Origin of the sequence: Streptomyces johnsoniae, assembly GCF_031845565.1 — a bacterium.
Lineage (GTDB): Bacteria > Actinomycetota > Actinomycetes > Streptomycetales > Streptomycetaceae > Streptomyces > Streptomyces johnsoniae.
This window is the reverse complement of the sequence record NZ_JAVREV010000006.1, coordinates 154,232-172,171: the sequence shown is the minus strand read 5'-3', so window position 1 is coordinate 172,171 and position 17,940 is coordinate 154,232. Positions and strand designations below refer to the sequence as shown.

Genomic DNA, 17,940 nt, shown 5'->3' with positions numbered 1-17,940 from the left:
CCGGGAGTGCCGGCCGGGCTGGGCGCACGCGGCCCACGTTCGAAGCAAGCAATCAGATGGGCGGTACGACATGGTCGTACCGCGGTCGGAGACTGATGAACGGAGCGACGTTCGGCAACGGCCCGGAGTCGGTGAGCGCGTACGAGTACTTCGACAAGGCGGCGGTAGGAGCCGGCTTCCTGCCGATCGCCGCGGGCCACGTGCTGGATGTGGTCGAGGCGGTTCTCGGTGACATCACCGAGATCGACGCGCGCACCGAACTCCTCTGGCCGCGAGTGAAGCTGGTGGACACCGGCACGCTCTCCGTCCGGGAGGTGCCGGATCACCTCGACGCCATCGTCAAGACCGCGTCGGGCGCCCCGGTCGGGGTGCAGATCCTGGCGGGCGTACCCGCGCCCGACGCCCACTTCGGCCTGGAGGTCCGCGGATCGGACGGCTGGCTGAGGCTGACCGGCGATCACCCCGCCGGCGTTCAGGTCGGCGACCTCGCGCTGTCCTCGAGCGTGGCCTTCACCGAGCCCGACCGCCCCGTGGCCACCGGTACCGGCCCGACCGCCACCGAGATATGGACCGGTGCGTCCATCAACGTGGGCGAGGTGTACGCCGGCCTGGCGCGCGACATCACGAACGGGACCCACCACACCCCGGGATTCGCCCACGCCGTCCACAACAGCCGCCTGGTCGCCCGAGTCGAACAGGCCTCGCGCACCGGTCGCCGGCAGTGAAGGTGTCGCACCACACCCTGCTCGCCGCCTCGCACCACAGCCGGCGATGCACGGACAGCCGACGGCCGCCCTCCACCCCACCCACCCCGGCGGTCCTGGTGTCCGCGATCGAGGTCACGGACGCCAGGACGATCGCGGCAGTCGTCGAGAGCACCAGGCCGTGACCGATACGGCGACCGATCCGCGAGCGCGGACAGTCGGCCTAGTGTCGGTCACTCTGAAGGCCCCCCGAGGCCCACCACCCCGATCTTGGAGTCGGTGATGATTTCTGTCTTCTGTCGCCACGACGCCGGCGGCGCTCCGCGGGAGGCTCACGACGTATGACCACGTCCGCACGCGCCGCCGTTCTCGAAAGCCAGAACGGGCCGTTCGAGTTCCGTGACATCGAGATCGAGGACCCGCGCCCCGACGAGGTACTCGTCCGCATGGTCGCGACCGGAATATGCGCGACCGACGCCCACGTGCGGGCGCGACGAATGGCGACGCCGCTACCGGTGGTACTGGGACACGAGGGCGCGGGAGTCGTCGAACGTGTGGGGGCCGCCGTCACCACCGTCGAGCCCGGTGACCACGTCGTCCTGTCCTACCACTCGTGTGGCCGCTGCAAGCCGTGCGTGTCCGCTCACGCGGCCTACTGTGACGACGTCTGGGCAGCCAACTTCGCGGGTGCCCGCCTGGACGGCTCGAACGGCCTGCACGTCGCCAGCGGTGCCGAGCCCCACGGCCACTTCTTCGGCCAGTCCTCGTTCTCCACCCACGCGCTGGCCCACCAACGGAACACGGTCAAGGTTCCCCGTGACCTGCCCCTCGACGTCATGGCCCCGTTGGGGTGCGGGCTCCAGACCGGCGCGGGGGCCGTGCTCAAGGCCCTCGCCGTTCCCGCGGGGGCGTCCTTCGCCGTGTTCGGCGTGGGCGCGGTGGGCTTGGCAGCGGTCATGGCGGCGCGCGTCGCGGGTGCTGCCACGGTCGTCGCCGTCGATGTCGACGCCGGCCGGCTCCAGCTCGCCCGGGATCTCGGGGCGACGCACCTCGTCGACCCCGGCCGGGTCGAGGATCTGACCGGCGCGCTCCGCGCCATAGCGGAGCGCGGTCTGGAGTACGTCCTCGACACGAGCGGCCGCGCGGAGAACCTCGACGCCGGGGTCGGCGCCCTGGCACCGCTGGGCCGATTCGGCTTCGTGGCGTTCCACGAAGGCACGGGCGCCGTGATCGACGCCGGCCGGCTCATGCTCGGCCAGTCGCTGCAGGGCATCATCCAGGGAGACGCGGTCTCGTCGCTGTTTATCAACGATCTCGCCCAGCTCTATCGAGCGGGTCGGTTCCCGATCGACCGGCTGCTGTCCTTCTACGACTTCTCCGATATCAATGCCGCGTTCGAGGACGCGGGCTCGGGCCGCACCACCAAGGCGATCCTTCGCTTTCCGTGACCGGAACAGCCCACCCCGTTCGACAGCATCTCCCACAGAACAGAGAGGCATCTCGCCGATGTGCCAGAGCGGCCAGAAACCCATCAGCGTCGACAACACCCCGGGCTTCTACGGGATCGACCACTACGGGTTCCCGAAGGCGGGGGCGGACGACCCGGCGGACCCCGAGGGGTACTACCCCCCGTATTTCCAGAGTGAGCACTTCCAGAAGTACGGCTACCACGTCGAAGAACTGCGTGACGGCTTCTACTGGGTCACCAGCGCCGGCTACGACGCCGCGTTCGTGGTGACCGAGCGCGGTGTGGTCGCGATCGACGCACCGCCGACGCTGGGCGAGAACATGCTGGCGGCGATCGAGGACGTCACCGACCAACCGGTGACGCACGTGATCTACAGTCACTGGCACGCCGATCACATCGGCGCGGCTTCCGTGTTCGGTCCCGACGTCGAGATCGTCGCCCACCGCATCACCAAGGAGCTCCTGGAGCGCTTTCCCGATCCCAAGCGTCCTCTGCCGACCACGATATTCGACGATGAACTCGTCCTCGACGTAGGCGGGGTGAGCCTGCAGCTCTCCTACAAGGGCGAAAACCACTGCCCCGGCAACATCTTCGTCTACGCGCCTCAGCAGAAGGTGCTCACTGCCGTGGACATCGTCAGTCCGGGAAGCGTGACGTTCATGCACTGCGACGCCTCGCAGAACATCTCCGGCTGGTACGAGGCGCAAGCGCAAATCCTCGAATATGACTTCGACTTCTTCGTCGGCGGGCATCACATGCACTACGGCACCTACGAGCAGGTGAAACTCTGCGTGGAGTATTTCGCCGACGTGCTCGAAGGGGCGACCACGGCGGTCGAGCGGTGGAGTCGCTCGGATGCGCTCGTCGACATCGTGTCCGGCACCGGCTGGAACAGGATGTTCGTCGGCACCGAGAACTGGATCAACTCCATGGCGAACTACACCACTCGGCACGTTCTGGAGAAGACGACCAGCAACGGCCAGCTGTGGTGGGAGCGGCTGGCAGGTGCCACCACCCAGACCAAGTACCACGCGTACACCGTGCTGGAGTCGATCCGGCTGGAACGGCCTCGCCCGGACTACCGCGTGCGGGGCGAGAACCCCCCGGTCTTCCTGACCTGACGCCGCCCTGAACGGTGCGCCCCGGTGAGCGGTGCGACGGACTGTCCCGGTCCTTCGCGCCGCTCATCGCCGTGCCGGTGCGGCTGTGATGCCGCCGCCGCGAAGGACGGTGATTCCTGCTGCCGTCTGTCCGGAGTCGCGGCGCCGGATGCCGCAGCTGTCCGAGACGCGGAAGTCACCACCTATTCCCCGTTCTCGGCGCTCCACTCGACGAGAGGGTGCAGAACACGCATCAGGCTGGCGCCTCGCTCGGTGGGCCGGTACGTGATCTGGACCGGTGTCGTCGGCACCACGACCCGCTCGATCAGTTGATGGCTCTCCAGCTCGCGCAGGCGCTGGGACAGCAGTTGGTTCGAGATTCCGGTGACCCGCGTCCGGTAGTCGACGAATCGGCGGGCACCCCGCATCGCCGCCAGAAGCACCGAGGCGGTCCATTTCCTGCCCACGATCTCGACCGAGCGCTGGAAGCTGCGGCACACGGCGTCGTCTATGTGCTCATAGTCGACATCCGTGCGGCTCTGGCCCGGAGCGGCGGAGGACTCGCCGGGCGGTTGAGAACTGGCCATCTGGTCAGCTTAGCAGAGCACGTTGTTTTTGATGATCAGGTCATGTCTCGCTTGTTGCCCATGGTCGTCGTCGAGCAGCCTTGTGCCATGAACGCACGCACCGCCCCAGCCGCGCCCCTTCCTCCACGGCCTCCCCACCAGCTTCGAGTGCGGTCTCCGGCCCGGGCGTCACGCCGCTGCCTGACCGTTTCTGACCCGCAGGGTGTGTTCGGCGACGACTTCGTCCCCATCGTCCCCACTCCCTCCACGAACCACCCCGGAGGAAGCGACCTATGACCGACTACGGCCACGACCTGTGGTTCGGCAGCTTCGTCACCCCCACCGCCCACCCACCTCAGGCACCGGTCGAGCTGGCCCTGACGTCCGAGCGGGCCGGACTCGACCTCGTCAGCTTCCAGGACCACCCGTACCAGGCGGCGTTCCAGGACACCTGGACCCTGATGTCGTACGTCGCGGCACGCACCGAGCGGATACGGATCAGCGGCAACGTACTGAGTCTTCCGTTGCGCCCCCCGGCCGTGCTGGCCCGTGCCGCCGCGAGCCTGGACCGGCTCAGCGACGGTCGGGTCGAACTGGGCATCGGCGCGGGCGCGTTCTGGGACGGCATCGGCGCGATGGGAGGCCGCCGGCTCGAACCGGCCCAGGCCGTGCGGGCGCTGGAGGAGGCCGTGAGCGTGATCCGGGGGCTGTGGGCCACCGACGAGCCCGGCCCCCTCCGGATCGAGGGGGAGTTCTACACCGTGACCAGCGCGAAGCGAGGGCCCGCGCCCGCCCATCGCATCCCGATCCACATCGGTGCCTACAAGCCACGCATGCTCCGGCTGACCGGCCGGATCGCCGACGGTTGGCTGCCCTCCCTGGGATACCTGCCCGACGGCCCCGCGTCGCTCGGTGCGATGAACGAGCGGATCGACGAGGCCGCATCCGCCGCCGGTCGCGAGCCCGCGGCGGTCAGCCGCTTGCTCAACCTGAGCGGCCGGTTCACGACCGGCGCCGGCGGCGGGCTGCTGGCGGGAACTCCCGGCGACTGGGCTGAACAGCTCGCCGACCTCGCCCTGCAATACGGCATTTCCGGGTTCATCCTCGCCTCGGACGACCCTGCCGACCTGCACCTGTTCGGTCAGGAGGTCGCGCCGCGCGCCCGCGCACTCGTCCAGACCGAACGCACGGCATGACGCGGCTCGCCCCTGGCCCCCACGGTGCCGGAGCCCAGCCAGTCGCGACGTCGGCGGAGTTGTTCGGACGCCGCGAGGAGACCGCGGTTCTCGACGAGCTTCTCTCACAAGCCCGCGACGGGACCGGTGGCGCCCTCGTGTTGTGGGGCGAGCCGGGCATCGGCAAGTCAGCTCTGCTTCGCTACGTACACGACCAGGCCGGGGAATTCATCCGGCTGAGCTACTCCGCCACCCGGCCCGAGTCGGACCTGGCCTTCGCGGGGCTGCACGGGCTGCTGCGACCGGTGACCGATCGCGTCGAGTCGCTGGCGACGGCCCAGGCCACCGCGTTGCGTGCCGCCCTCGGGATGAGCGGTGAGCCGACGAACCGGCTGCTGGTCGGGGCGGCTGTGCTGTCCCTGCTCTGCGGACTCGCCGAACGGCAGCCCGTGCTCGTCGTGGTGGACGACGGGCAGTGGCTCGACGCGGCCACCGCACTGTGCCTCGGAATCGTCGCCCGACGCCTGAGGGCGCATCCCGTGGTGGTCGTGCTCGCCGACCACAGCCGGCCGGCCGTCCGGCTGTGGGACGGTCTGGCCGACATGCGAGTCGAAAGCCTCACCGACGAGAGTGCGCGGCGGCTTGTGACCACCGTGGCCCCACTCGCCGACGAGCCGACAGCGCGGAATATCGTGGCCGAGGCGGGGGGAAACCCCCTGGCGCTGCACGAGTTGGCCACGCTGGCCACGTTGGCCACGTTGGCCTCACTGGAAGGCGACCTCGACGACGCCGAGCATCACCAGGGGGCAGAACGACCACCCGTCGGGCCGCGCCTGCGGCGGGCCTTCCGTGCCGGGATCGAGGCCCTGAGCCCCCCGGCGCAGCTGCTGACCGTGCTCGCGGCGGCCGAGGGAAACGGCGACCGGCTCACGGTGCAGCGCGCCGGTTGCGCGTCGGGGGCCGACGACGACGCCTGGGAGGAAGCGACCAGCGCGGGCCTGGTCCACGTGGTGGGCAACCGAGTCGAGTTCCGGCACCCCATCGTGAGCAGAGCCGTCTACGAGGGCTGCGGCGCCACGGCGAGGCGGCGGGCGCACCGTGCCTTGGCCGCCACGCTGCCGGACGAGACGGAGGAGCGGGTGTGGCACCTCGCCGCCGTGGCCCATGACCGGGACGAGAACGTCGCGACGCTGCTCGAACAGACCGCGGCCCGCTCCCGGCGCCGCGGGGACACGGTGACGGCGGCCCGGGCGTTGCGGCGGGCCGCCGAACTCTCGGCCACGCCGATCGACGTGTCACAACGACTTGCCGAGGCGGCCAGAGCCTCGTGGGACACCGGGTGCGCGGCCACCGCGGAGCGCCTGCTCGATGACGCGGAACGGCTGGCCCCAGGCGCTCACATCGCCCGGCGCAGCCAAGGTCTCCGGGGGATCATCGAGTTCGCCCGAGGCATGCCTGAACTGGCCTACCACCACCTGATCACCGACCTGCGCCGGGTCCAGGACCCGGGCACAGCACTGGAGTTGGGCACGACGGCCATGCGCGCCGCCTGGTCCATCGGACGTGGCGACCTGCGAGCCGGAGCACTTGAGCTGCTGCTCGAACTCGACATCGAGGGCCGGGCCGGATTACCCGGTCCGCCGGCCTGGTGGAGCGACGACGCATCCGCCGACACGGCGCCGGTCGACGCGTCCGAAGGCAACGACGCCGAGGCGCGGGCCCGGACGACCATGCCGCCGTTGCTTCCGCCCACGCCCCTCGGGCTGGCCTGGGGAATCGACAAGCCGATGGGGGACACGCTGCGCCGTCGAATGCCGCACCTGCGGCGGCGTCGCGAACGCGCTCGACTCGCTGTCGCCCTGGCCCAGACCGCGATGCTCGACAACGTCGCCGGCCGCTGGGCGGAAGCGGAGTCCTCGGCCGTGGAGGGACTGCGGCTGGCCGAGGCCATGGGCGCCGACCACATCGCCTCCCACTGCCGTACCAGCCTGGGTTGGCTCGCCGCCGCACGCGGTGACGAGCGCACGGTCGCGGAGGCCACCGCCCGCACCCTGGAGACGTCACTCCCGCGGGGGGTCCGCGCGCTGAGCGCGGCGGCGTACTGGACCCGCGGCATGGCGTCGCTGTTCCACGAGCGTCCCGACGAAGCGCTGGACACCTTGGTACGCCTGGCCGAGCCGGGCCACGGCGCGGAGCACCCGACCTTCGCGCTGCTGGCCGCTCTCGACACCGCCGAGGCGGCCGTGCACGTCGGAAGACACGACCTCGCGGAGGAACGGGCACGGGCGCTCGAAGCCTGGGTGCGGCGCACCGGAGCATCGTGGGCTCGCTCCGCCGCGCACGTCACGCGCGCGCTCCTCGGAGGCCCGCGTGTCGAGAACGCCTTCCGCGCCGCCCTCGACGTGCCAGGTGCCCGATCGCACCCTCTGCTCCACGCACGCGCTCAGCTGTTCTATGGCGAATGGTTGCGGCGGCGCCGCCGACGGATCGATGCCCGCGCCCAGATCGGGGGCGCCATCGAGGTGTTCGACCGGCTCGGCGCCGAGCCGCTGCACAGACGGGCGCAGCGCGAGCAGGACCTCACCGGACCGCCGGGACGTCGAGGGAGCCCGGACATCGGAGAGGTGAGCCGACTCACCGTCCAGGAACAGCGGGTAGCCGAGTTGGCCGCCGAGCAGCTCACGAACCGCGAGATCGCCGTACAGCTGCGGATCAGCCATCGCACCGTGGGCCACCACCTTGGGAACGTGTTCGCCAAGCTCGGCATCAACACGCGGACGGAACTGAGCTACCACCGTGCCGGTTCCGAGCCGCGGGCGGCGGAAAGACGCTGAGATGGCCAGGCCGCGATGCCTCCGCCAACGACCGATTACCCGCCCGATACGCATACCTGCCGCTGATTTGTAACGTCGCTGTCGTTGCCCCACGGACCGCCGCGAAACGTCGATCGACACACGACGAGAGGCCGCCTCATGCCCACATCCCGACCCCTGCCCCATGCGCGCCACTACATCGACGGGCGCTGGCACGATTCCGGCTCCCGCGGCGAGTCGCGCGGCCCCGCGACGAACGACCTGCTCGGCACGTTCGCCGACGGCGGCGCGGAGGAAGCGAGGTCCGCCGTGGCCGCGGCCCGACGCGCCTTCGACTCCACGGAGTGGTCCCGCGATCGCCACCGACGTGCGGCAGCGCTGCACGAGCTGGCCGACCGGCTCGAGAACCGCGGGGAAGAACTGATCACCCTCCTGGCGCGAGAGAACGGAAAAGTGCTCTCCGAGGCGGCTCTCGAGGTCGAGGGCACCATCCCCAAGCTCCGCTACTACGCGGCGCTCGCCGTCACCGACCACGGCCGCGCCGCGGAAGTGCGGCCCGGCTTCTACTCGATGACCCTGCGCGAGGCCGCGGGCGTCGCCGGTGTGATCGTGCCGTGGAACTCACCGGTCATCCTCTCGGCGCGATCCTTCGCACCCGCCCTGGCCGCCGGTTGCACTGTGGCCATGAAGATGCCGGCACAGACCGGCCTGGTCAACGGACTGCTGAGCGAGATCATCGCCGACACTCCGAGCCTGGACCCGGGCGTGTTCAACGTCTTCACCGAAAGCGGAAACGCCGGGGCTCCGGAGCTCGTCTCCTCCTCCGATGTCGACGTCGTCAGCTACACCGGCTCCACCGCCGTCGGCCGCGTGATCATGGAACAGGCCGCTCCGACGCTGAAAGCGTTGTCCATGGAGCTGGGCGGAAAGACTCCGATGCTCGTGTTCGACGACGCCGACCTGGACGCGGCCGTGCCCGTGCTCACCAAGGCGATCACCACTTTCGCGGGGCAGTTCTGTATGACGGGTAGTCGGATACTCGTCCAGCGCGGCGTCGCCGACGAACTCCGCCGACGGCTCGTCGCGTCCCTCGAAACGGTCCGGGTCGGGCCTGGCGACGACCCCGCCAGCGAAATGGGCGCCATGATCGACGAAAGCAACGCCCAACGGGTCGAACAGATCGTGGCCGCCGCGGCCGATTACGCCACCGTGCTCGTGCGGGGCAAGCGGGATCGGGCACTTCTCGGCCCGTCCCTGATCGAGGTCGCTGATATATCCGCACCGATCGTGCAACGCGAGGTGTTCGGACCGGTCGCCACCTTCGAACCCTTCGACTCCGAGGCCGACGCCATCGCACGCGCCAACGCCACCGAGTTCGGCCTCGCCGCGAGCATGTGGACCCGTGATGTCGACCGCCCCCTGCGCGTCGGTCGTGAGCTGCGGGCTGGAACCGTCTGGACCAACACCTGGGCCGTGATCCACGACCAGTTCGAGGAGGGCGGCTTCAAACAGTCAGGAGTGGGCCGCCTGAACGGCATTCGCGGAATCGAGGAGTTTCAGGAGACCAAGCACCTCGTTCACGTGGCGCCACGGCTCCGATAGCTCACGACGGCAGGACGATAAACAATGACCGAGACAGACGACATCGGCCCGACCGACGTCACCCTGCTCACCGCGCGCACCGTGGAGCCCGGCTACGAGCAGGACTTCCGGGAGTGGTTCGGGCGGGTGACCAACGTCGCCTCCGCTTTTCCCGGCCACCTGGGGGATGGTTTGTTCCGACCTCCCACGACCGCCGGGCCGTGGGTCCTCATCCACCGGTTCCGAGATCACGAGTCCGCCCGGGGCTGGACGACGTCACCTGAGCGGGCAGCACTGTTCGACAACTGTGACGGCCACCATCAGACCGAAGTGGCCCGTCGCGAACTCTCCGGAATGGAAACCTGGTTCACCAGTCCACAGGACACGATCACCGTCGCACCGGCCAGGTGGAAGATGGCACTCGCCGCCTTCGCGGCCATACTCCCGATATCGCTGATCGGCAATGGCCTTCTGGGCCCGGCGCTCAGTGCTCTACCGCTGCTGGCGCGGGTGCTGATTCTCGCGCTGCTGTTCAGTACGTTGATGACGTACCTGATGATGCCGACCGTGACCCTCGTTCTTCGCCGTTGGCTCTATTCCCCGACCTCGACCGCGCGCGAGGGACCAACGCGATAACGGGGCCCCTGGGGACGACCCGAGCCGACTTGACTCATTCGATGAGCCGTTCCCGGGACGGCACTCCCGCCGGACCGGTACGCACGAAAAATGGAGTGACTCGTGCAATTGTTGTCTTCTGATATGAGCGAAGCAGTAGTGGCGGGCGCTTATGGAGGCCCCGAGGTTTTGTCCGTAATCGACACCGCAGTTCCAAAGCCGGAGTCGCATCAGGTGCGCGTCACGGTCCGCGCGGCCGGTATCAATCCCTTCGACTACAAGCTGTACAGCGGTGCCCTGGGTGCCGATCCGGAGCGACTGCCGCTGCGGCTCGGTGTCGAAGCGGCCGGCGTGGTGACCGCGGTCGGCGCCGGCGCGGTCGGCCCCGCGGGTCCGATTTCGGTCGGTGACGAAGTGATCGCCTATCACGCGCCGGGCGCCTATGCCGCTGAACTCGTCGTACCGGCTTCTTCCGTGGTGCCGAAGCCTGCCGCCCTGTCCTGGGAGCAGGCCGGCGGGCTGTTGGCCGCCGGCGTCACCGCCGTACACGTTCTCGAAGCGATCGGCCTGAGCAAGGGCGAGACGGTGCTCATTCACGGTGCCGCGGGAGGCGTCGGCCTCATGGCCGTGCAGCTTGCGGTGGCACGCGGCGCCACCGTTGTGGCCACGGCAAGCCAGGCCAAGCACGACCTGCTCCAGGAGCTGGGAGCGATGCCGGTCGTATACGGGCCGGGACTGGCGGACCGGGTACGCACGATGGCGCCGGAGGGCGTGCACGCGGCCGCCGACCTCGTGGGCACCGACGAGGCGGTGGACGTCTCCGTGGAGCTCGTGCCGGACCGCGTCCGCATCGCCACCATCGCGGGCTACGAGCGCGGGATTCGCGCTGGAATCAAACTCCTGGGCGGCGCGCCCGGTGGCGACCCCGGCACCGAGATCCGGGAAGCCGCCCGCCTGAAGCTCACGGAAGCGGCGGCGGCCGGCCGACTGCGCGTCGTGATCGCGGATGGCTACCCGCTGCGTGAGGCCGCCGTTGCCCACCGCAAGATCATGGCCGGCCACACCACGGGAAAGATCGTCCTGGTCCCGTAACCCGCCCTGTCCACACCTGATCGCCCCCTGCCGCCAGGCCGCCAAGCAAGCACAAGGGCACGGAGATGATGGCCGATGGTACGGGGCCACGTCGCACCCGTGCGCCGCGCACTCTGGGGTTCGACGATGTCGGCGTTCCCCAACCGCACAGCCGACTCGACGGCGCATGGTGACGAACAGCGCACAGGTGGCGTGAGCGGCATCAGGTGACTCGGTGCGCCCTGCGGACGACCGTCGAGCAGCGCCGCGCGGCCGCGGTGGTGCGACCGTTCCGAGGCCACGGGTGATTCCGCCGCTGCCGCCCCGTCGGCCGTTCGGGCGTCGCTCCGGTCATGGAACCCAGGAGCTGCCCATGGTCCGCCTGCACGGCCGGTACCACTGTCCTCGGCTCGTGAGCCGCCCTGCCCGCGTGGTCGCGACCGGCATCTGCGCCACCGAAGGCCTGCGGCTCCTGCACCGCACCGGCGGCCAGAAACACCCCATCGACCTCGACCACGCGGCGGCGCAGTGCGTGCCGCGACCGATACGGCGACCGATTCGCGAGCCCGAGCGGCCGACGTAGGTTCGTGCCAGGCTGAAGATGCCTGGTGCGCGCACCCCATGAGGAGCCATCTCATGTGGTGAGTCCGCGGCAGCAGATGAGGGTGCGCTGCGGCGGTGGAGGTGGGCACCCGGCGAGCCAGGCCATGGCGCGCGTTGGTGATCGAGCGGTGGCGTCCCCCAGTCACTGGGAGGACTCAATGCCGAGTTGATGCTTCATCAGGCAAATCGGTCAATTTGTCGTTGTCTCTCCAGGAGTTTCGCATGCATATCGGATTCTCGCTTCCTCAGTACGGCGCGATGGCTCAAGAGCTCAGTAAGCTCGCCGACTTCGCCCGACAGGCCGAGGAACTCGGAGCCGACAGCCTATGGGTGGGTGACCGCGTGCTGGCCGCGGTGCATCCGAGCGTGGGCTACGGCGGCATGGACACGATTCCGTGGCAGCTGCACACCATGCTTGACCCGTTCGTGGCGTTGGGTGTTGCCGCGAGCGTCACCGAACGGGCGCTGCTGGGCACCTCCGCACTCATCGCACCCTGGTATCCCCCGCTGCTACTCGCCCGGTCGCTGACCGGCGTCGATGTGGTGAGCGGGGGGCGTCTCATACCCGGTCTCGGCACCGGCTGGTCACCCGAGGAGTACCAGGGCGTGGGCGTTCCTTGGGAGGAGCGGGGCACGAGGCTGGACGAGTGTCTGGATGTGCTGGAGGCGGTGTGGACCACCGAGCCCGTCGCACAACACGACGGCAGGCACTACGCGTTCCCCGCCGCGCACATCGGGCCCAAGCCGGTCCAGCGCCCTCGACCTCCGGTCTACCTGTCCGGCTTCGCCCCGGCCTCCCAACGCCGGGCGGCCCGTCGCGCGGACGGCATACTTCCCGTGGCGGTGCCCGTTCAGGGTTCCGCGTTCGACCCTGCCGCAGTGGTCAACCGGCCGCTGCAGCAGGTTCGCCGCATGGCCGAGGCCGAAGAGCGCGACCCGGCCGGCATCGACGCCATCCTGAGGATCAACCCCACCTCCGAGTCGACCGTGCCGGAGATCGCGGACATCATCCTCCGTACGGGAGACGAGACCGACGTCGACCACGTCTTCGTGGACTTCGTCTACCTGGCCGACGAGGGCGTGGACCAAGCCCTGGAGATGCTCCGGCAAACACTGGACCTGACGCGCTGAAAGCCGCGGCACGGCGAAGGCCCGTCAGCAGCACGGCGAGGTCGGGAAGGTCAGCGTGTTGGTTGAGCTGCCGCACCTCCTGCTGGTCGATCCGTCCATGACCTGAGGCACGAGGGAAGAGGCGAGGCAGCGGTCGCTGACGACGATCTCGCCGCGTCGGAAGGCGGGGCGGATCTCCGTGTCGAGGTGGTGGTAGCGATCGGCGGCGATGAGGTGGGCCATGGCCAGGCCACAGTAGGTTTCTGTGCCGTGCCCCTCTCTGTCAGCCTTGGGTGAGACATCCCGCTTCGTCGGGTCAACCTGAGAGGGCACGACAGGCGAATCACCCCCTCCCCGGCCGAAGCGTCGTTCCTTCAGCCCTGAGTACAAGCTGCGGATCTGGCCGAGTACGACGCCGCGCCCAAGAACGAAAAGGGCGCGGTCCTGCGCCGCGAGCGCCGGTATCACTCGCACGTCAAGGAATGGCAGACCGCGCGGGATGCCGGGGCGCTGGAGAAGCTGCGCCGCCAGGTGGAACGGCTGGAGAAGGAACTGGCCCTACTGCGGCGCGCAAGTCTGTTGGCCAGTACCTGTCGGCCATCACCCGACGCTGGAGTAAGCCCCCAGACAGGTGGGTATCGCGATGCTCATGACAGCACTCCACCTCGCGGTCGCCCTCGACGGCGCCAGGTTATTCACTCTCCGCGACCTGGCAGAACTAGTCACGGAGGCAGAGCGTGGCCAGCTGGACTTCGTGACCTTCGACGATTCGCTCGGCGCGACGCCGCGGCTGGACGCCCTAGTGGTCGCAGCCGCGCTCGGACCGATGACCCGGCATATTGGTCTGGTGCCGACCTCCGTTGTCACCCACACCGAGCCGTTTCATTTCGCCAAGGCCCTGGCCACCCTGGACTATGCGAGCCGCGGACGGGCCGGGTGGTTGCCGGTGATCTCCAGCGACCCGGCCGAGGCTGCCCACTTCGGGCGCCGAGTGATTACCGGGCTGACCCCGGACCTGATCGCGGAGGCAGCGGACTACGTCGAGGTCGTACGTAGGCTGTGGGACAGCTGGGAGGACGACGCCGTGATCCGCGACGCGGCGACCACACGGTTCGTCGATCGCGACAAACTGCATTACATCGACTTCGAGGGCCAGTTCTTCAGTGTCAAGGGGCCCCTGATCACGCCTCGGCCACCCCAAGGGCAGTTGCCTGTTATCGGCACCCCGGCGCCCTGGGCCGACCTGGTGCTGGTCGACCCCGCAGAGCCAGTGCCCACCGACGGTAAGCATGTGTTCGGTGACCTGGTCGTCTATCTGGGCGACGACGCCAATCTACGGGCCCGCGACGCCGACGCACACGTGTTCGCCGGTACGCCGCAGCGATTGGCCAACCAATTGCTGGCTTGGGCCGAGGCGGGGCTCACCGGGTTCCGCCTGCGCCCCGGCGACCTCGACACCGACCTCACCGCCATCACCCGGGCACTGGTGCCGATCCTGCGTGACCGAGGCGTCTTCCGCGAGCAGTACGAAGCCGACACCCTGCGCGGCTTACTCCGTCTTGACCGGCCAACCAGCCGCTACGCCGCCTGAGGAGCGCCAGATGCCCAAGCAGATCCACTTGGCCGCGCACTACCCCGGCAGCAACAATCACACGGTGTGGAGCGACCCGAGTGCGGGCAGCTACATCGAATTCGAATCGTTCGCGCGCCTCGCCCGCACCGCTGAGCGGGGCAAGTTCGACTTCTTATTCCTCGCTGAGCATCTTCGGCTGCGCCAGGTAGATGGCCAGATTTTCGAGCTGGACGTGGCCGGCCGACCGGATTCGCTTGCTCTGTTCTCGGCGTTGTCGTCGGTGACCAAGTTATTGGGGCTCGTTGGCACCTACAACACGACCTTTAGCGAGCCCTTCGAGTTGGCTCGCCAGTTGGCCACCCTCGACCACCTGTCCGCCGGCCGAGCCGCAGGGAACCTCGTCACCACCGCGAGAATTCATGGCGAGAACTTCCGTCGGGGCAACTTCATCTCGGAACAGGATGGGCAGCACTACGAGCGCGGCAAAGAATTCCTACGCGCCATGTGTCAGATGTGGGACGGAGGCGCCGCCGACTTCACCCACCACGGCAAATACTTCGACATCGAGGGCACGTTCTCGGTGCCGACCCCGCCGCAGGGCCGACCGGTTATTATGGAGGCTGGCAACTCCGACAAGGGCCGCGATTTCGCCGCGGCAACCGCCGACGCGATCTTCTGGCGGGGCGGCACCTTCGAGGCAGGGCAGGAGTTCTACGCCGACATCAAGCAACGAATGGCCAAGTACAGCCGCAACAAGGACCAGCTCAAGATCATGGGGGCGTCCTCCTTCGTGCTCGGTGACACCGACGAGGAGGCGAAGGAACTGAATAACCTGGTGCGGCGCCAGCGGGTGAGCCCGCAGTACGCGATAACGATGGCCGAGACGGCGTGGGGCCGGGACCTGTCCGGGTACGACCCCGACGGCCCCCTTCCCGACATCGAGCCGGAACTCGGCGACAACGGGACTACCCGACCACGGGCCATGATTGCCGGGCCGGACCCGACCAAAACCGTACGAAAGTGGCGGGAAGTGGCCAAGGAGAAAAACCTTTCATTGCGAGAGATGATCATGGAGGTGACCTTGCCGGCAGCATTTGTCGGCAGTCCACAGACGATCGCCTCCGAGATTAACCGGTTTGTGCAGTCCGACGCGTGTGACGGGTTCATCCTGTGGCCTCCAGTGGTCCCAGACGGACTGGACGAATTCGTCGACAAAGTGGTGCCGCTACTCGTTGAGCAAGGTGTGTTCCGGGACGAATACACCGGAACCACGCTGCGCGAACACCTCGGCCTACAACCAGTTCGCCCCGGGAGCAACTGACCCCTGCCTCAATGGTCAGCAGACATGCCCGCAGCCGCTACTCGGCAATGCCGCGGGCCCAGCCGGACCGGACGGCGCCGCGAGCCGATCTCTCAGCCGAGCGCCACTCGGCTCACAGACCGGCATCGATGACGCAGCGCGTATGCGTCGGCACAGCAGGGCAGCCCAGCAGGGTCAGCCAGAATCACTGCGGACGCGTTTTCGCTTTGGTGCGTGGTGCGCCTCCAGTTGCTCATATCGGCACATTCCGCCCCCATGGCCCCTACTTGTCACCACCCGCCTCCGCGTCTCCAGGCATGCTTGCGGCCGCCGGCTCGCCGTCACCCGCAACACCTGGACATCGTTTCCGGCGCCTGCCCGCCGCCGCGAGGGCCAGAGTCACCGAAACCGATGTCGCGGCCATCACCGCCATCGCCGTAGCCGGTGAGGCCAGTTGTGCCACCGTGCCAGCGAGGACCGCGCTCACGCCCTGCATGGTGAGCGCTCCGGCACCGTGCAACCCGAGGGTATGACCCGTCAGTTCGTCGGGAGTGAGGGACATGAGGCGCTCCACCTGCACCAGGCTCGCGCCGAAGCCGCCGGAGGCGACACACACGACCAGGGCGGCCCAAAACACATCAGGCCGCAGTGCGAAGATCAGGTAAGGCATGGCCAGCAACAGAAGCAGCGGGACGGCCAGCCCAGGGCGCAGCGCGGGCGGTACGAGGCGGCCGACGACCAGGTTGCCAGCGAGCATCCCCAGCGCCGCGCAGGCGAACAGCGTGCCGGCGGCATGGGGAGCATAGGAGACGTAAAGGGATTCGCAGCCGATGATGAGGCCGTTGGGGACCCACAAGCCCAGATAGGTGAGGCGGCGGGGGCGCGAGGACCACAGCAGCCTGTTCGTGCGCCAAGTCGCCCTGATGGACGGGCGGCCCGTGAAGCGCGGTGGGCGGGCGGCCAGGCCCAGGCGGATACCCAGAGCCGACCCGGCGTACAGCGCCGCCGACAGGAGCAGACAGGCGCGCGGGGACAGGACCGTCAGCAGGGCACCGCCAGTCGCGAAGGCGATGGCCTGCATGAGCGAGGAGCTCATATTGAACACCGAACGCCCCAGGACATAGCCGTCCTTGGTCAGGATCTCATTCAGCAGGCCTCCACGAACTCCACCGACCAACGAGGCGATCAACCCCTGCAGGAATACAACTGCGAAGACGGCCCCGAGCGGGAGACCGGGCAGTGCCAGCGCGGCCGTGCCGACCGCGAAGGCGAAATCAACCCCGGCAAGCGTCGATCTCGGAGGCAACCGGTCGGCGCCTGATAGCAGGAACGTGGCCCCGAGTACCTGCGCCAGCTGCGGACCGAACATACTCAGCGCCGACAGCAGCGGCGAGCCGGTGTCCCGGTAGACCAGTGTCGCCAGAGCCAGGCCGCTCATTGTCAGGGCCGCGGTGTTGGTGGCGTAGGCAAGGAAAAACGGGGTGAACTCCGGGGTGCGGAACAGGTCTCGGTAGCTGCGCATCGTAGGAGTCTCGCAGGACCCACCAGGCACAGTAATGTTTTGAGTCAGGCCCGGACGCGGGGCGTGCCTGAGCAATTGTCAACGGCCAGTTCCTTCTCCCCGTATGTGAGGTCCGGGCCGATGCTCGACATCGGTCATGGGGCTTTCTTGGCGATGTCTCGCATGATGCCTGACAGTTTCAGGTGATGGTTGACGGTCAGCGGGACTCGGCGATGTATCGGGTGATGGGGCCGCCCTTGCGAGGATGGCTGGAGATCTCGACCTCGCCATCGAGGACACGGAAGCAGGTCTCCTCGATGACCACGGTGACGGTCTTGCCGGCGTGCGGGACGCCGGGCCGGAGTTTCTGCCGGGCGACGACGAAGGTGCCGTCGGCTCCATCATCCAGTCGTCATCCGCTATCCCGTCGGGCTCCTGCGTCTCACCCATGCCCCTACCAACGACAAGATCGTCACGGATGTCCCGGGACCGTCAAGCAACTCAAGCGACAGCGGCGTCAAGGAGGGCCTGGGACTGCACATCACGCAATCTGGAGAGCCGGGCACCGCGCAGCTCACCGCCCTGGTGCAGCAGGTCAACCGCAGCCGCAAAGCCCAGGGGGCTGGTGGCAGGCCAGCGCCGTCTCCTCGGGGCAGCCGGTTCCTGTCACACCGACGAAATCGTTTGCCGATGGCGGCGCTGCCAGAGGGCACCCGCCCGATCGTCCTGCCCCACTTTCGCCGTGGTGACGCCCACGCCC

The 17,940-nt window shown here is 68.6% G+C and carries 15 protein-coding genes; 12 read left to right on the top strand and 3 right to left on the bottom strand.

Annotated elements, in window-relative coordinates:
- The first annotated feature begins 95 nt into the window (after nt 1-95).
- The 4 genes from RM779_RS12890 (at nt 96) to RM779_RS12875 (ending at nt 3,293) form a co-directional block, all read left to right on the top strand.
- The gene (locus RM779_RS12890; protein ID WP_311617829.1) at nt 96-725 is read left to right on the top strand and encodes a Gfo/Idh/MocA family oxidoreductase; all 630 of its coding nucleotides are present in this window, start codon (nt 96-98) and stop codon (nt 723-725) included.
- A gap of 2 nt (nt 726-727) precedes the next feature.
- Nucleotides 728-889: a hypothetical protein gene (locus RM779_RS12885; RefSeq protein WP_311617828.1), complete on the top strand. Its 162-nt coding sequence runs from the start codon at nt 728-730 to the stop codon at nt 887-889.
- A 156-nt stretch (nt 890-1,045) separates the two neighbouring features.
- Nucleotides 1,046-2,152: an NAD(P)-dependent alcohol dehydrogenase gene (locus RM779_RS12880; protein WP_311617827.1), complete on the top strand. Its 1,107-nt coding sequence runs from the start codon at nt 1,046-1,048 to the stop codon at nt 2,150-2,152.
- Nucleotides 2,153-2,210: 58 nt separating this feature from the next.
- Nucleotides 2,211-3,293 (top strand): MBL fold metallo-hydrolase, encoded by a 1,083-nt coding sequence (locus tag RM779_RS12875; RefSeq protein ID WP_311617826.1) that lies wholly within the window; start codon nt 2,211-2,213, stop codon nt 3,291-3,293.
- Between the two features lie 182 nt (nt 3,294-3,475).
- On the opposite strand, the gene RM779_RS12870 is transcribed toward RM779_RS12875, so the two are convergent.
- On the bottom strand, nt 3,476-3,859 hold the full coding sequence (locus RM779_RS12870; protein WP_311617825.1) for a winged helix-turn-helix transcriptional regulator: 384 nt from the start codon (nt 3,857-3,859) through the stop codon (nt 3,476-3,478).
- A 272-nt stretch (nt 3,860-4,131) separates the two neighbouring features.
- Here RM779_RS12870 and RM779_RS12865 point away from each other — a divergent pair, with 272 nt between their 5' ends.
- The 6 genes from RM779_RS12865 to RM779_RS12840 all read left to right on the top strand — a co-directional run bounded on the left by RM779_RS12865 (nt 4,132) and on the right by RM779_RS12840 (nt 12,827).
- Nucleotides 4,132-5,034 (top strand): LLM class flavin-dependent oxidoreductase, encoded by a 903-nt coding sequence (locus RM779_RS12865; RefSeq protein ID WP_311617824.1) that lies wholly within the window; start codon nt 4,132-4,134, stop codon nt 5,032-5,034.
- A 59-nt stretch (nt 5,035-5,093) separates the two neighbouring features.
- Nucleotides 5,094-7,847: an AAA family ATPase gene (locus tag RM779_RS12860; RefSeq protein WP_311617823.1), complete on the top strand. Its 2,754-nt coding sequence runs from the start codon at nt 5,094-5,096 to the stop codon at nt 7,845-7,847.
- A gap of 138 nt (nt 7,848-7,985) precedes the next feature.
- Complete coding sequence (locus tag RM779_RS12855; RefSeq protein WP_311617822.1) at nt 7,986-9,428, top strand: aldehyde dehydrogenase family protein; 1,443 nt, start codon at nt 7,986-7,988, stop codon at nt 9,426-9,428.
- Between the two features lie 24 nt (nt 9,429-9,452).
- On the top strand, nt 9,453-10,043 hold the full coding sequence (locus tag RM779_RS12850) for an antibiotic biosynthesis monooxygenase (protein WP_311617821.1): 591 nt from the start codon (nt 9,453-9,455) through the stop codon (nt 10,041-10,043).
- A 138-nt stretch (nt 10,044-10,181) separates the two neighbouring features.
- A complete protein-coding gene (locus RM779_RS12845; RefSeq protein ID WP_311618010.1) occupies nt 10,182-11,114 on the top strand; it encodes an NADP-dependent oxidoreductase in 933 nt (310 codons plus the stop codon).
- 804 nt (nt 11,115-11,918) lie between these two features.
- Nucleotides 11,919-12,827 (top strand): TIGR03619 family F420-dependent LLM class oxidoreductase, encoded by a 909-nt coding sequence (locus RM779_RS12840; protein ID WP_311617820.1) that lies wholly within the window; start codon nt 11,919-11,921, stop codon nt 12,825-12,827.
- A gap of 24 nt (nt 12,828-12,851) precedes the next feature.
- On the opposite strand, the gene RM779_RS12835 is transcribed toward RM779_RS12840, so the two are convergent.
- Nucleotides 12,852-13,049: a hypothetical protein gene (locus RM779_RS12835; RefSeq protein ID WP_311617819.1), complete on the bottom strand. Its 198-nt coding sequence runs from the start codon at nt 13,047-13,049 to the stop codon at nt 12,852-12,854.
- Between the two features lie 406 nt (nt 13,050-13,455).
- Here RM779_RS12835 and RM779_RS12830 point away from each other — a divergent pair, with 406 nt between their 5' ends.
- Nucleotides 13,456-14,397: an LLM class flavin-dependent oxidoreductase gene (locus tag RM779_RS12830; protein WP_311617818.1), complete on the top strand. Its 942-nt coding sequence runs from the start codon at nt 13,456-13,458 to the stop codon at nt 14,395-14,397.
- Nucleotides 14,398-14,407: 10 nt separating this feature from the next.
- The gene (locus tag RM779_RS12825) at nt 14,408-15,700 is read left to right on the top strand and encodes an LLM class flavin-dependent oxidoreductase (protein ID WP_311617817.1); all 1,293 of its coding nucleotides are present in this window, start codon (nt 14,408-14,410) and stop codon (nt 15,698-15,700) included.
- A 262-nt stretch (nt 15,701-15,962) separates the two neighbouring features.
- On the opposite strand, the gene RM779_RS12820 is transcribed toward RM779_RS12825, so the two are convergent.
- A complete protein-coding gene (locus RM779_RS12820; RefSeq protein ID WP_311617816.1) occupies nt 15,963-17,201 on the bottom strand; it encodes an MFS transporter in 1,239 nt (412 codons plus the stop codon).
- Nucleotides 17,202-17,940 lie beyond the last annotated feature (739 nt).